Source organism: Streptomyces panaciradicis (assembly GCF_023516615.1).
In the GTDB taxonomy this organism is placed as follows: Bacteria; Actinomycetota; Actinomycetes; order Streptomycetales; family Streptomycetaceae; genus Streptomyces; species Streptomyces panaciradicis.
Window position 1 is genome coordinate 18,600 of record NZ_JAMGBF010000025.1, and the last position, 13,354, is coordinate 31,953.

At 72.6% G+C, this 13,354-nt stretch carries 11 protein-coding genes; 7 read left to right on the forward strand and 4 right to left on the reverse strand.

All coding sequences use genetic code 11. The features are described 5' to 3' along the window. Positions 1–287 precede the first annotated feature (287 nt). The gene (locus M8J74_RS11290; RefSeq protein WP_249836226.1) at positions 288–863 is read left to right on the forward strand and encodes an adenylosuccinate lyase; all 576 of its coding nucleotides are present in this window, start codon (positions 288–290) and stop codon (positions 861–863) included. Positions 864–888: 25 nt separating this feature from the next. Here the strand turns inward: M8J74_RS11290 and M8J74_RS11295 are convergent, their stop codons facing one another. From M8J74_RS11295 to M8J74_RS11305, 3 genes are all read right to left on the reverse strand, one after another. Continuing rightward, complete coding sequence (locus tag M8J74_RS11295; RefSeq protein WP_249836227.1) at positions 889–1,290, reverse strand: RidA family protein; 402 nt, start codon at positions 1,288–1,290, stop codon at positions 889–891. Positions 1,291–1,348: 58 nt separating this feature from the next. After that, complete coding sequence (locus tag M8J74_RS11300) at positions 1,349–2,926, reverse strand: alpha/beta hydrolase (RefSeq protein ID WP_249836228.1); 1,578 nt, start codon at positions 2,924–2,926, stop codon at positions 1,349–1,351. Between the two features lie 135 nt (positions 2,927–3,061). Beyond that, a complete protein-coding gene (locus tag M8J74_RS11305; protein ID WP_058922159.1) occupies positions 3,062–4,105 on the reverse strand; it encodes an Rv2578c family radical SAM protein in 1,044 nt (347 codons plus the stop codon). 190 nt (positions 4,106–4,295) lie between these two features. Between M8J74_RS11305 and M8J74_RS11310 the strand changes: the two genes are divergently transcribed. From M8J74_RS11310 to M8J74_RS11325, 4 genes are all read left to right on the forward strand, one after another. Continuing rightward, positions 4,296–4,739, forward strand: coding sequence for an SRPBCC family protein (locus M8J74_RS11310; protein ID WP_058922158.1), 444 nt, complete (start codon positions 4,296–4,298; stop codon positions 4,737–4,739). Between the two features lie 169 nt (positions 4,740–4,908). Then, the gene (locus tag M8J74_RS11315; RefSeq protein ID WP_249836229.1) at positions 4,909–7,284 is read left to right on the forward strand and encodes an MFS transporter; all 2,376 of its coding nucleotides are present in this window, start codon (positions 4,909–4,911) and stop codon (positions 7,282–7,284) included. A 143-nt stretch (positions 7,285–7,427) separates the two neighbouring features. Next, a complete protein-coding gene (locus tag M8J74_RS11320; protein ID WP_249836230.1) occupies positions 7,428–9,941 on the forward strand; it encodes an ATP-binding SpoIIE family protein phosphatase in 2,514 nt (837 codons plus the stop codon). Positions 9,942–10,116: 175 nt separating this feature from the next. Further along, on the forward strand, positions 10,117–10,842 hold the full coding sequence (locus M8J74_RS11325) for a class I SAM-dependent methyltransferase (protein ID WP_249836231.1): 726 nt from the start codon (positions 10,117–10,119) through the stop codon (positions 10,840–10,842). 11 nt (positions 10,843–10,853) lie between these two features. On the opposite strand, the gene M8J74_RS11330 is transcribed toward M8J74_RS11325, so the two are convergent. Continuing rightward, complete coding sequence (locus M8J74_RS11330) at positions 10,854–11,084, reverse strand: hypothetical protein (protein WP_249836232.1); 231 nt, start codon at positions 11,082–11,084, stop codon at positions 10,854–10,856. Between the two features lie 125 nt (positions 11,085–11,209). Between M8J74_RS11330 and M8J74_RS11335 the strand changes: the two genes are divergently transcribed. Next, entirely contained in the window at positions 11,210–12,043 is an 834-nt protein-coding gene (locus M8J74_RS11335; protein WP_249836233.1) for a M55 family metallopeptidase, read from the forward strand. Next, entirely contained in the window at positions 12,036–13,340 is a 1,305-nt protein-coding gene (locus M8J74_RS11340) for a M20/M25/M40 family metallo-hydrolase (protein WP_249836234.1), read from the forward strand. Before M8J74_RS11335 ends, M8J74_RS11340 begins: the two co-directional genes overlap by 8 nt. Positions 13,341–13,354: the final 14 nt, after the last annotated feature.

Here is a 13,354-nt window from a genome sequence, read left to right on the forward strand (position 1 = left end):
TGTTGCCGGGCTGCGAGCGCACACGCCCGGTGCCGTTGCCGATGGGCGTGCACACGCCCGGAGCGAACGGCGGAATCCGACCGGCCCTGTCCCGGGGCCGGGTCGTGCTGCGGTACATGAGGTACCGAACCGACTGCTCTCACGACGGCTGCGTCACCAGGCCGCCACGAGGGGGTGCGAGTGGGTAACTCGCTCGTATGAGCTTAACCGGTGGGTAACGAGCGCGCCAGACCCCGTGTTTGTGATGTACGTCCCGAGCCCTCGACGGTCCCTCTAATCTCGGTGCCATGGACGAAGAGTTGCGATCACTCACGGAGCGTTTACGGCAGGAGTCCGGAGGGTCCGTCGCGTACCAGCGGCTCACGGCGACCGAAGACCTCGACGAGCTGGCCGGCGTCCTCACCGAGCCGGGGCAGCCGCTGTGGGCCAGGGAGCTGGCCGCGTTCCGGCTGGGCCTCGCCGGCGACCGGCGCGCCTTCGAGTCCCTCGTCCTGCTGCTGAACCACCGTGACCCGCAGCGCTGCGCCTCCGCCTCCTACGCCCTGGCCCGCCTCGGCGACCCGCGCACCGCCCGCGCGGCGGCCGCTCTCGCCACCAACGAACTCCGCGTCGCCTACGCCCTGCACCCGGTCCGCCTCCTGGCGGAGCTGCGCGCCCCGGAGTCCGTGCCGGCGCTGATCACGACGCTGGAGCGCAGGCTGCGTCCGCACGATCCCTACCGCCGGGTGGCCCTCGCCTGCGTGGAGGGGCTCGGCACGCTCCAGGACGCCCGCGCCCGGCCGGTGCTCAACGAGGCCCTGGCGCACCCGGCCCTCGCGGAGGCGGCGGTGCGGGCGCTGGCACGCATCCCGCGCCAGCGGTGACGCGGAGCCGGACGGCGCTACGGCGTCACCGACCGCCGAGCACGGCGAGCGCCTCGATCTCCAGCAGGAACTCCGGCCGGACCAGCGCGGCGACCTGCACCGCCGAGGCGGCCGGCAGCCGGTCGTCGGGTATGTGCTCGGCACGGGCCGCGCGGATCGCCGGCATATGGGCCATGTCCGTCACGAAATAGGTGAGTTTGACGACGTCGTCGAAGGAGGCGCCGGCGGCGGCCAGACAGCGGCGGAGGTTCTCGAAGACCTGGCGGGCCTGCGCCTCGGGGTCACCCTCGCCGACGAGCTTGCCGTCCTCGTCCACCGCGATCTGGCCCGCGACGGCGACGAGGCGGCCGGTGCCCATGACCACGTGGCTGTACTGGGCGGCGGGGAAGACGCCGTCGGGGGCGGGAATCCTGGTCAGCTCACTCATGCGTCCATGGTGGACCACGGGTCTGACAACGCCCGCCCCCGACCGGGCCCCCGACGGGTCAGCCGCGGAAGCCGACCAGGCCGTGCAGCGCCGAACCGCGGGCCGAGGGCGAGGCCGCCTTCGAGGAGGTCAGCGGCTTGGGATCGGGCAGCTTCCGGCAGACCGCGTCGATCTCCCCGGCGCCGCGCGGCACCATGCCGTCGGACAGGTAGTCCGCGAGGTGCTTGTCCAGGCAGGCGTTGCCGCTGAGCGTGATGCCGTGGTTCCCGCCGCCCTCCTCGACGACGAGACTCGAACCGGCCAGCATCCGGTGGACCGTCACACCGCCCTCGTACGGCGTGGCCGCGTCGTTCGTCGCCTGGAACAGCAGCACCGGCGGCAGCTTGCCGTTGGCGATGTTCAGGGGCCGCGCCGCGTCCGTCGGCCAGAACGCGCACGGCGCGTTGTACCAGGCGTTGTTCCACGCCATGAAGGGTGCCTTGTCGTACACCTCCCAGGTGTCCTTGTGCCACTGCCTCCAGTCCCGCGGCCAGCCCGCGTCGCGGCACTGCACCGAGGTGTAGACGCTGTAGCCGTTGTCCCCCGAGGCGTCGAGCGCGCCGAAGTTCTCGTACGCCTCGACCAGCGGATCGGCGTTCTTGTCGTTCACGTAGGCCGCGAACGCCTCGGCGAGGTAGGGCCAGTAGCCGTTGTAGTAGCCGCCGGGGATGAAGGTGTCCTCCAGTTCGGAGGCGCCCACCTTGCCGCCGGCCGGCTTCTTCGCGAGCGCCCCGCGCATCGCGTACCACTTGGCCTCGATCCGCTCCGGATCCTTGCCGAGCCTGTACGTCGAGTCGTACTTGGCGATCCAGGACATCAGGGCCCGGTGGCGGTCGTTGAACGCGTAGTCCTGCGCGAGGTTGTCGTCGTACCAGACGCCCGTCGGGTCGACGATCGAGTCCAGGACCATGCGCTTGACGCGCTGGGGGAAGAGCTTGGCGTAGACGGCGCCCAGATAGGTGCCGTAGGAGTAGCCGAAGTAGCTGGTCCTCCGGTACCCGGTCGCCGCGCGGATCGCGTCCATGTCCCGCACGGTCTGGACGGTGTCGATGTACGGCAGCACGCTCGCGTACGTGCGGCCGCAGGCGGCGGCGAAGGCCTTGGCGCGCCGCAGGCCGGCCCGCTCCGTCGCGGGGGTGGCCGGCACGGTGTCGGGGCGCACCGCGTCGAAGTGGCCCGGCGCGCAGTTCAGGGCGGGCCTGCTTCTGCCCACCCCGCGCGGGTCGAAGCCGATGACGTCGTAGCGGGACGCGACCGCCTTGGGCAGCGAGGACGCCACGAACCCGGCGAGGGTGAGGCCGCTGCCGCCCGGCCCGCCGGGGTTGACCAGCAGCGGGCCCAGGCTCTTCTTCGTGGTGTGCTTCACCCGCGACAGGGCGAGGGTGATCTGCTTGCCGTGCGGGTCGTCGTGGTCGAGCGGGACCTTGAGGGACGCGCACTGGAGCGTCGGATAGTCGGTGGTGCCGCAACTCTTCCAGGCGAGTCTCGCGGCGGGGACGGTGTCCGCGGTGCCCGGGGCGCTCGCGTCGGCGGGGCCGGCCGTGACGGTGGCGGCCACGACGACGGCGGCGCACAGCACGGCTGCGCGTTGTCTCATGGAGTCCTCCCAGGACGGAAGGGGCCGGGCCGTGAAGGTCACGGTCCTCGCCGAATCGTCCCGGCCCATGGACCTGGAAGAACTCGTTGTGGCGATAGTTGACCCGATCGGGCCGCCGGATGCGCTCGATTGCTCTCAGATCAGCGAAAGTTGGGTCGGTTCGGCGACGTCCGTCCCGGCCGGCTCCGGGGGCCGGATCCGCCGGGGCATCCCCGCGCGCGCGGGGCCGATCCCGTACTCCTGCGCCAGCTCGTGCACCTGACGGGTGATCCGGCGCTGGTACCACTTCGGGGCGTACGCGCCGTCCGCGTACAGGCGCTCGTAGCGCGCCACCAGATGCGGGTGCCGCTCGGCCAGCCAGGCCATGAACCACTCGCGGGCGCCCGGGCGCAGGTGCAGCACCAGGGGGGTGACGGACGTGGCCCCCGAGGCCGCGATGGCGCGCACGGTGGCGCGCAGTTGACCCGGGTGGTCGCTCAGGAACGGCAGCACCGGTGCCATCAGCACACCGCACCCGATGCCGTGGTCCGTGAACGCGCGCACCACCTCCAGGCGGCGCTCCGGCGCGGGCGTGCCCGGCTCCACCGTGCGCCACAGCTCGGGGTCGGTGAAGCCGACCGAGACCGAGATGCCGACGTCCGTCACCTGTGCCGCCTGCACGATCAGGTCCAGGTCGCGCAGGATCAGCGTGCCCTTGGTCAGGATCGAGAAGGGGTTGGCGTGGTCGCGCAGCGCGGACAGGATGCCCGGCATCAGGCGGTAGCGGCCCTCCGCCCGCTGGTAGCAGTCGACGTTGGTGCCCATCGCGATGTGCTCGCCCTGCCAGCGGCGTGAGCCCAGCTGGCGGCGCAGCACCTCCGGGGCGTTCACCTTGACCACGATCTGGGAGTCGAAGTCGAGCCCCGAGTCGAGGTCGAGATAGGTGTGCGTCTTCCTGGCGAAGCAGTACACGCACGCGTGCGAGCACCCCCGGTAGGGGTTGACCGTCCACTCGAACGGCATCCGCGACGCCCCCGGCACCCGGTTGACGATCGAGCGGGCCCGCACCTCGTGGAAGGTGATCCCGCGGAACTCCGGCGTGTCGAAGGTCCTGCTCACGACCGCGTCCGCGCCGAACAGCGCGGCGTCGGCCGCCCGGCTGTGGCCGCCGGACTCCACTGTGAGGTTCTCCCAGCGCATGACGCCTCCTCGGTGCCGCTACCCCGAGAGTGAAACACGTGTTCGAATTATCGTGCAAGGCCTGTTTCTGATCGCTTCCGACGCCCTCGAGACACCTGTGTGCCGCCCTGGGGCACCCCGATTTGGGTGGCCGTGGGCGGGGGTGGTTGGCTTGCCCCAACCCCGAGAACGCAAGTCCTGGAGGAAATCGATGGCGCAGGTCGAGGCCACTACTGAGCGGGTCGTCGCGGCGGACGCGGAGAAGGTGTTCGACGCCCTCGCCGACTACAGCGGCACGCGCGCGAAGCTGCTGCCCGAGCACTTCAGCGAGTACGAGGTGCGCGAGGGCGGCGACGGCGAGGGCACCCTCGTCCACTGGAAGCTCCAGGCCACCAGCAAGCGCGTCCGCGACTGCCTCCTGGAGGTCACCGAGCCCACCGACGGGCAGCTCGTGGAGAAGGACCGCAACTCCTCCATGGTCACCACCTGGACGGTCACCCCGGCCGGCGAGGGCAAGTCCCGCGTCGTCGTCACCACCGTGTGGAACGGCGCCGGCGGCATCGGCGGCTTCTTCGAGAAGACCTTCGCGCCCAAGGGCCTCGCCCGGATCTACGACGCCGTGCTCGCGAAGCTCGCCACCGAGGTGGAGAAGTAAGTCGGCCGTGAACGCGGGGCGTTGCCCCTCGTAGTTCCCGCCCACCGGCCCTCTCACCGGTTCGAGTGGATCTCCGCCCGGCGCCCTCGCACTCCGTAACTCGCCGCGCTTGCTCGCAGTTGTCGCTTACGCGGGAATTGTGCGGCAGGCGCGACGAGGGGAGCGGCACGTGGGCGGGACCACTCTGGCGCACGAGGAGACGGCGCCTGCGCGGAGTGCCGAGCCGGCACCGGCGGCGGCCGAACCGAGCCCGCGCCGGGTGCGGTTGGTCTTCGTCGGGCTGATGCTGGCGCTGCTGCTCGCCGCCCTGGAGCAGATGATCGTCGCCACCGCGCTGCCGAGGATCGTCGGTGAGCTGCACGGCCTCGACCGGATGTCGTGGACGATGACCGCCTACCTGCTCACGGCCACGATCGGACTGCCGGTCTACGGCAAGCTCGGCGATCTCCTCGGCCGCAAGGGCGTCTTCCAGTTCGCCATCGTCGTCTTCGTGATCGGCGCCGCACTCGCCGGCCGCGCGCGGTCCATGGACCAGCTGATCGCCTTCCGCGCCGTCCAGGGCGTCGGCGCGGGCGGCCTGATGACCGGCGTGCAGGCGATCATCGCGGACATCGTGCCGCCGCGCCGGCGCGGCCGCTACATGGGCCTCATCGGCGCCGCCTTCGGACTCGCCTCGGTCGCCGGCCCCCTGCTGGGCGGCTACTTCACCGACCACCTCTCCTGGCGGTGGTGCTTCTATTTCAACGTCCCCTTCGGCCTCGTCACCCTGGCCGTCGTCACCGCCGTCCTGAAACTGCCCAAGCCGCGGAGCCGGGGGCGCATCGACGTCCCGGGCGCCCTGCTGCTGGCCGCCGCCTCCACCTGCCTGGTGCTGCTGACCAGTTGGGGCGGCACCGAGTACGCCTGGCACTCGCGGACGATCCTCGGCCTGGGCGCCGGAGCCGTCGCCGCCGCCGTTCTCTTCCTCGTCGCCGAGCACTTCGCCGCCGAACCCCTCATCCCGCTGCGGCTGTTCCGGGACCCCGTCTTCGTCGTCACCGGCCTGGTCGGCCTGGTGATCGGCGTCGCGCTGTTCGGCGCGGCCGGCTACCTGCCGACGTACCTGCAGATGGTCGACGGGGCGAGCGCCACCGAGTCGGGGCTGCTCATGCTGCCCATGATGGGCGGCATCGTGGGCGCCTCCGTCGTCTGCGGCCAGCTCATCAGCCACACCGGGCGCTACAAGGTCTATCCCGTGCTCGGCAGCGCGGTCGCCTGCGTCGGCATGTGGCTGCTGTCCCGCCTCCAGGTGGACACGCCCCGGCTGCACTACAGCCTCTGGATGGCCGTGCTCGGCGCCGGCATCGGCATGGTGATGCCGGTGCTGATCCTCGCCGTGCAGAACTCGGTGCGCCCCGCCGACCTCGGCACGGCGACGAGCGCGAACAACTACTTCCGGCAGATCGGCGGCAGCGTCGGCGCCGCGGTCTTCGGCACCCTCTTCGCCGGCCGGCTCACCGACGCGCTCCAGGAACGCCTCCCCCCGCGCGCGGGCGCCGCGCTCCCCGACCCGCAGTCCCTCACCCCGCGGCTCGTGCACGCGCTGCCCGCACCGCTGCGCGACGACTACGTCCGGGCATACGCCGACGCCATGCCCGGCGTCTTCCTCCGCCTCGTGCCGGTGCTCGCCCTCGGTGTGCTCCTCGCCTTCTTCCTCAAGGAGGAACCACTGGTGTCCCACAACACAGCCGAAACGGACCCGGTGACCGCCGACGCCCGGGTTCCCGGCGTCCGGGCGCCGCACACCGCCGCCCCCGCCGTCCACGGCACGGTGCGGCACTCCGACGGGACCGCACTGGCCCGCGCGGCGCTCACCCTGATCGACGTGACCGGTCAGCAGATCGGCCGGGGCGCGAGCGGCGAGGACGGGCGGTACGCGCTGTCCACGCCCGGCGCGGGCCCGTACGTGCTGATCGCCGCCGCGGGCGGCCACCAGCCCCAGGCCGTCACCGTCACCGTGGGCGAACGCCCCGTCGAGCTCGACATCGTCCTCGGCGGCGCCGGGCGCCTCGCCGGCCAGGTGCGCACCGCCGACGGCACACCCGTACCGGACGCCACGCTCACCCTCACCGACGTGCGCGGCGAGGTCGTCGCCACCACCCGCAGCGGACCCGAGGGCGGCTACCTCGTCACCGAACTCGTCGCCGGCGAGTACACCCTGGCCGCGAGCGCCTACACCTGCCGCCCGGTCGCCCTCCCGGTCACCGTCCAGGCGTCCCGCGAGACCCGCCAGGACGTCGAGCTCACCGGCGGCGCCGTCCTGCGCGGCACCGTGCGCGCGAGCGGCGGACGGCTCGTCGAGGACGCGCGCGTGACCCTGCTCGACGCCGCGGGCAACGTCGTCGACTCGCTCACCACCGGCCCGGACGGGACCTTCCGCTTCACCGACCTGGCCACCGGCGAGTACACCGTCATCGCCGCGGGTTACCCGCCGGTCGCCACCGTGCTCCAGGTGGCCGGCGGCGGCCGTACCGAGCGCGACCTGCAACTGAGCCACGAGGACTGACCGGACCGGGGGTGTGCGCCCGCGCGCGGGCGGCCGCGCCGTGCATCAATTCGCGCATTGCCGCACACCGCCACCGGCGCGAGCCGTACGGTGGAGCAGGCGGCACAGATCTTGCCGAGCTGTGGGGAGAGAGGGCCTGGGCCATGGAAAGTGGCGCTGACCGTGGCACCGAGAGGGACACACCTCCCAGCCTCGGATCCGGGAACGGCGCGGCGAACGGCCATGCCGCGACCGGCCGGGTCCCGCTGGCCGTGGTCGTCGTGGACCGCGGCGGCCTCGTCTCCCACTGGAGCACCGGCGCACGCCGGCTGTTCGGCGTCCCCAAGGAGGAGGCGATCGGCCGCGCCGCCGTCGACCTGCTGCCCGTCTCCGGCGTGCTGCCCGAGGAGGAGGACATCCCCGAGTACGGGGCGTTCGCGGCCTACGACGGACTCGGCCCCGGCCTCGACTCCTCGCTGGACGGCAGGTTCTCCTACCCGGCCGCGGGCCGCGCCCGCCTGACCGTCCCCGGGCAGGGCGAACCGGGCCGCTCCGGCGACCGCGTCGACGTGCTGTGGTGGGCGTACCCGCTGGTGGGCCCGGGCCAGGAGCGGCTGCTGGTGCTCGCCGCCGACACCGCGAGGCTGCACCAGGACGAGCCCGACGAGGACCTGGCCTTCGAACGGATCGCACCCGGCTTCGCCCTGCACACCGACTTCCCCGGAGCCGAGGAACTGGCCGGCCGGCTGCCCGAGATCCTGCCCAGCATGAGCGTCGGCGAAGGCGCCCGGATCGTCGCGCAGGTCCTCGAACTGGGTTACCCGGTCCTGGAGTTCAGCCAGAACGACCGGGTGCCCGTGACCCCCGACTGGGGTGTGCCCCGGCGCGTGCAGCGCCGGGCCCGCCGCGAGCGGGCCGCGCGTGCCGTCGCCGAAGGATTACCGATACCCCGGGAACTCGCCGACGACGCCGAGGATCTGGAATACGCCGCCGTACGCGAACGCCTGGAGTTCCTCAACGAGGTCAGCGGCCGCATCGGCACCTCCCTCGACCTGGCCACGACGATCCTCGAGGTCAGCCGCGCCGTCGTCCCGCGGTTCACCGACGTCGCCGGCACCTATCTGCGCGAACAGGTCGTCGCCGGCGAGGGGTTCCCCGAGGGCGTCCCCGACACCACCACCATGTGGCACCGGGTCGCCGTCGAGCACACCGACGAACCGGGCCGGTGGGACGACGTCGTGCCGGTCGGCGAGGCCATGCCGTTCCCGGCGCACACGCCGTTCTTCCAGTGCATGACCACCGGCGAGCCCGTGCTCGTGCCGCGCATCAGCGAGGAGATGGGACACGCCATCGCCTCGCAGTTCGAGAAGCGGGACATCCGGCCGCTGATCACCCACCGCTCGATGCTGGTCGTCCCCCTGAAGGCACGCAACGTCGTCCTCGGCTTCATGATCCTGCTGCGCCACCCGGAGCGGCCCGTCTTCAACGACATGGACCGCGTCACCGGCGCCGAACTCGCCGCCCGCGCGGGCCTCGTGCTCGACAACGCGCGCATGTACACCTACCAGGAGAGCGTCGCCGAGACCCTCCAGGACAGCATGCTGCCGCACATCCCGCCGCGCATGCCCGGCTGCGACATCGCCACCCGCTACCTGCCCGGCACTCTGCTGGGACGCGTCGGCGGCGACTGGTTCGACTCCGTGAAACTGCCCGGGGCCCGCACCGCCCTGGTCGTCGGCGACGTCATGGGCCACGGCCTCAACTCGGCCGCCATGATGGGCCAGTTGCGCACCGCCGTGCAGACCATGGCCGCCCTCGACCTGCCGCCCGCCCAGCTCCTGCGCAACCTCGACGACCTCGCCCAGCGCCTCGGCGACACCTACCTCGCGACCTGCCTGTACGCCGTCTACGACCCGATCGCGAGCGAACTGCACCTCGCCAACGCCGGCCACATCCCGCCGGTGCTGGTGCGGGCCGAGGACGGCCGCAGCGAGCTGCTCGACCTGCCCACCGGCGCGCCCGTCGGCGTCGGCGGGGTGCCGTTCGAGGCGGTGCGCGTGCGCGTGGAGCCCGGCGACCGGATCGTGATGTGCACCGACGGGCTGGTCGAGGTGCGCGGCGAGGACATCGGCGTGGGCCTGGCGGCCCTCAGTGAGTCCGCCGCCCACCCCGCCGCGTCCATGGACGACGCCTGCGACGCCATCATCCGCGCCCTGGCCGCGACCTTCTCGGCGGCGGGCCGCGGCGGCCGCAAGGACGACGTCGCCCTGCTGATGGCCCGGCTCAACGGCATCGACGCCGACGACGTCGCCGAGTGGCGGCTCTCCCTCGACCCGGTCGAGGTCTCCCGCGCGCGAGCCGTGGTCCGCGAACAGCTCCACGCCTGGGGGCTGGCACAACACGCCGCCCAGGCCGAGCTGTTGGTGAGCGAGCTCGTCACCAACGCCGTACGGCACTCCCACGGCAGCCCGGTCCTGCTGCGTCTCGTCCGCGGCGACACCCTGCTGTGCGAGGTGGACGACGACGACCACGAGCTGCCGACCCTGCTCAGCGCCGAACCGTTCGACGACTTCGGGCGCGGACTGCGCGTGGTGAGCACCCTCGCGCGCGAGTGGGGCACCAGCCGTACGACGACCGGCAAGACCGTCTGGTTCGAGCTGACGCTGCCGCGGCGCTGACGCCCCATCGGTCACCCGCGCCCCACGGGCGAGCGGGCGAGGCGCCAGGGGGCGCACACCTGTCGAAAGCGGCGTGAAGGAATGCGCCACGCGCTTGTAGCCGTGCCGGGGGCGCGGTAGACCGTACTGGCCCGTCACTCGGGACGGGTTCGCGGCGCACCCTGGGGAGACGGACATGAGCGTGACGAGCGGGTACCGGGAGGCCTGGGAGGGCTTCTGGCGCGAGGCGCCCGAGGAGGAGGGAGCCGTCTTCTGGGACGCGGAGCCGGCCCTGACCGCCGGCGTCCACCTCGGCCTGTTCGCGCCCCATCTGGTCGACTCGGGCCTGGCGATGGTGGACCTCGGCTGCGGCAACGGCACCCAGACCCGCTTCCTCGCCGACCGCTTCCGGCACGTGGTGGGCGCCGACCTGTCCGCCGCCGCCGTCGAGCACGCCCGGCGCGCCGACCCCGCGGGCCAGGCCACCTACCGGGTGCTCGACGCAGTCGAGAAGAGCGAGACCGAGACGCTGCACGCGGAACTGGGCGACGCCAACGTCTACATGCGCGGCGTCCTGCACCAGGTCGAGCCCGACGCCCGGCAGGCCATGGCGGACGGCATCGCCACGCTCGTGGGCGAGCGGGGGCGTGCCTTCCTCGTGGAGCTGTCCGAGAGGGCCAAGCCCGTCCTGCTGGGCCTCGCGCAGAGCCCTTCGGGTCCGCCGCCCAAGCTCGCACCGATCTTCCGGCACGGCCTCGCGCCCGGTGAGGTCGCCGACGACGACGTGCCCGGGTATCTGACGGCGGCCGGCCTCACGGTGCTCGCCACCGGCGAACTACCGCTCGTCACCACAGAGTTCACCGCCGACGGCACACGGATCGAACTGCCGTCGAAGTGGCTGGTCGCGGGCCGCGTGAGCTGAGGGCCGCCGCGCTAACGGACCAGGGACACCTGCGGAGGCCACAGCACATCGCCCGCCATCAGCAGGGACGGCCCCAGATGCACCGGGCACACGGCCAGCGCCGGCCGCCGGTAGCGGACGACCTCGAAGCGGGCGGGGTCGGGGCAGTCCGCCGCGTCCCCCGGGCGGCCGTACGGCCCCTGGCAGCGCACGGGACGGCCTCCGGGACGCCGGTCGTCCGCCACGGGATCGTGCTTCGTCATGGCCCCTCGCCTTCGGCATCGACGGACTCCCATCCGACGCCGCCGCGCCCGCCGCCGCAACCCGGGCTCCTCCGAAGCAGCGAGTCCTGGAACCGGACCCGTCCCGGCGCGTAACGTGGCGCATCATGAAGATCCTGATCAGCGCCGACATGGAAGGTGCCACGGGCGTCACCTGGCCGGCCGACGTGCTGCCCGGGACACCGCAGTGGGAGCGGTGCCGCGCGATGTTCACCTCGGACGTGAACGCGGCCGTGCTGGGGTTCTTCGACGGCGGGGCGGACGAGGTCGTCGTCAACGAGGCGCACTGGACCATGCGCAACCTCCTCCTGGAGCGGCTCGACGAGCGGACGCAGATGCTCACCGGACGGCACAAGTCGCTGTCCATGGTGGAGGGCGTGCAGCACGGCGACGTGGACGGGATCGCGTTCGTCGGCTACCACGCCGGCGCCGGAATGGAGGGCGTCCTCGCCCACACCTACCTCGCCAACTCCATCACCGGGGTGTGGCTGAACGACGTCAGAGCCAGCGAGGGCCTGCTGAACGCGCACGTCGTCGCCGAGTACGGCGTGCCCGTCGTCCTGGTCACCGGCGACGACGTGGCCTGCGAGGACGCCCTCGGGTACGCGCCGGAGGCACTCAAGGTCGCCGTCAAGGACCACGTCTCGCGGTACGCGGCCGTGTGCCGCACACCGGCCAGGACCGCCGCCGACATCCGGGCCGCGGCCAAGGCGGCGGCCGAGCTGGCGGTCCGTCACGAACCCCTGACGGACGGGCCGTTCACCATCGCCCTGGAGTTCGACGCCGAGCACCTCGCCATGGCCGCCACCGTCGTGCCCGGCGTGGACCGCATCGGCGAGCGCAAGGTGGCGTACACCAGCGCCACCATGTACGAGGGCATCCGTACCTTCAAGGCGGTCACCACGATCGTCTCGGCCGCGGTGGAGGAGCAGTATGGCTGACCAGCAGGCACTGGACGAGGTGGTCCGGTTCACCTCCGACCTGATCCGGATCGACACCACCAACCGGGGCGGCGGCGACTGCCGGGAGCGGCCCGCCGCCGAGTACGCGGCGGAGCAGCTGGCCGGAGCGGGGCTGGAACCCGTCCTGCTGGAGCGCACCGAGGGGCGGACGAACGTCGTCGCCCGCGTCGCGGGCAGCGACCCGTCCGCCGACGCGCTGCTGCTCCACGGTCACCTGGACGTCGTCCCGGCCCGGGCCGAGGACTGGAGCGTGCACCCCTTCTCCGGGGAGATCCGCGACGGCGTCGTGTGGGGGCGCGGCGCGGTCGACATGAAGAACATGGACGCGATGATCCTCGCCGTGGTGCGGCAGTGGGCGCGCGAGGGCGTCCGGCCCCGGCGGGACGTCGTCGTCGCCTTCACCGCGGACGAGGAGGACAGCGCCCGTGACGGCTCCGGTTTCCTCGCCGACGAGCACCCCGGCCTCTTCGAGGGGTGCACCGAGGGCGTCAGCGAGTCGGGGGCGTTCACCTTCCACGACGGCAGCGGCCGGCAGCTCTATCCGATCGCCGCGGGCGAGCGCGGCACCGGCTGGCTGAAGCTCACCGCGCGCGGGCGCGCCGGGCACGGCTCCAAGGTGAACGCGGAGAACGCCGTCACCCGTCTCGCCGCCGCCGTCACCCGCATCGGCGAGCACGAGTGGCCGCTGCGGCCGACCCCGACGGTGCGGGCGGCCCTGACCGAACTCGCCGCGCTGTACGGCGTCGACGGCGGCCTCGACGACGTGGACGCCCTGCTGCGCAAGCTCGGCCCGGCCGCGAAGCTCGTCGAGGCGACCGTCCGCAACAGCGCCAACCCGACCATGCTGGACGCCGGTTACAAGGTCAACGTGATCCCGGGCGAGGCCGTCGCGTACGTCGACGGACGGTATCTGCCCGGCGGCGAGGACGAGTTCCGCGCCACCCTCGACCGGCTCACCGGGCCGGACGTCGACTGGGAGTACCACCACCGCGAGGTCGCCCTGCAGGCACCCCTGGACTCGCCGACCTACGCCCGGATGCGGGCCGCCGTCGAGGAGTTCGCGCCCGAGGGCCATGTGGTGCCGTACTGCATGTCGGGCGGCACGGACGCCAAGCAGTTCTCCCGCCTCGGCATCACCGGCTACGGATTCACCCCGCTGAAGCTGCCGGAGGGGTACGACTACCAGGCCATGTTCCACGGCGTCGACGAGCGGGTGCCGGTGGAGGCACTGCACTTCGGCGTCCGGGTACTCGACCGGTTCCTGCGCACGGCCTAGGCGAGTTGGGAGAG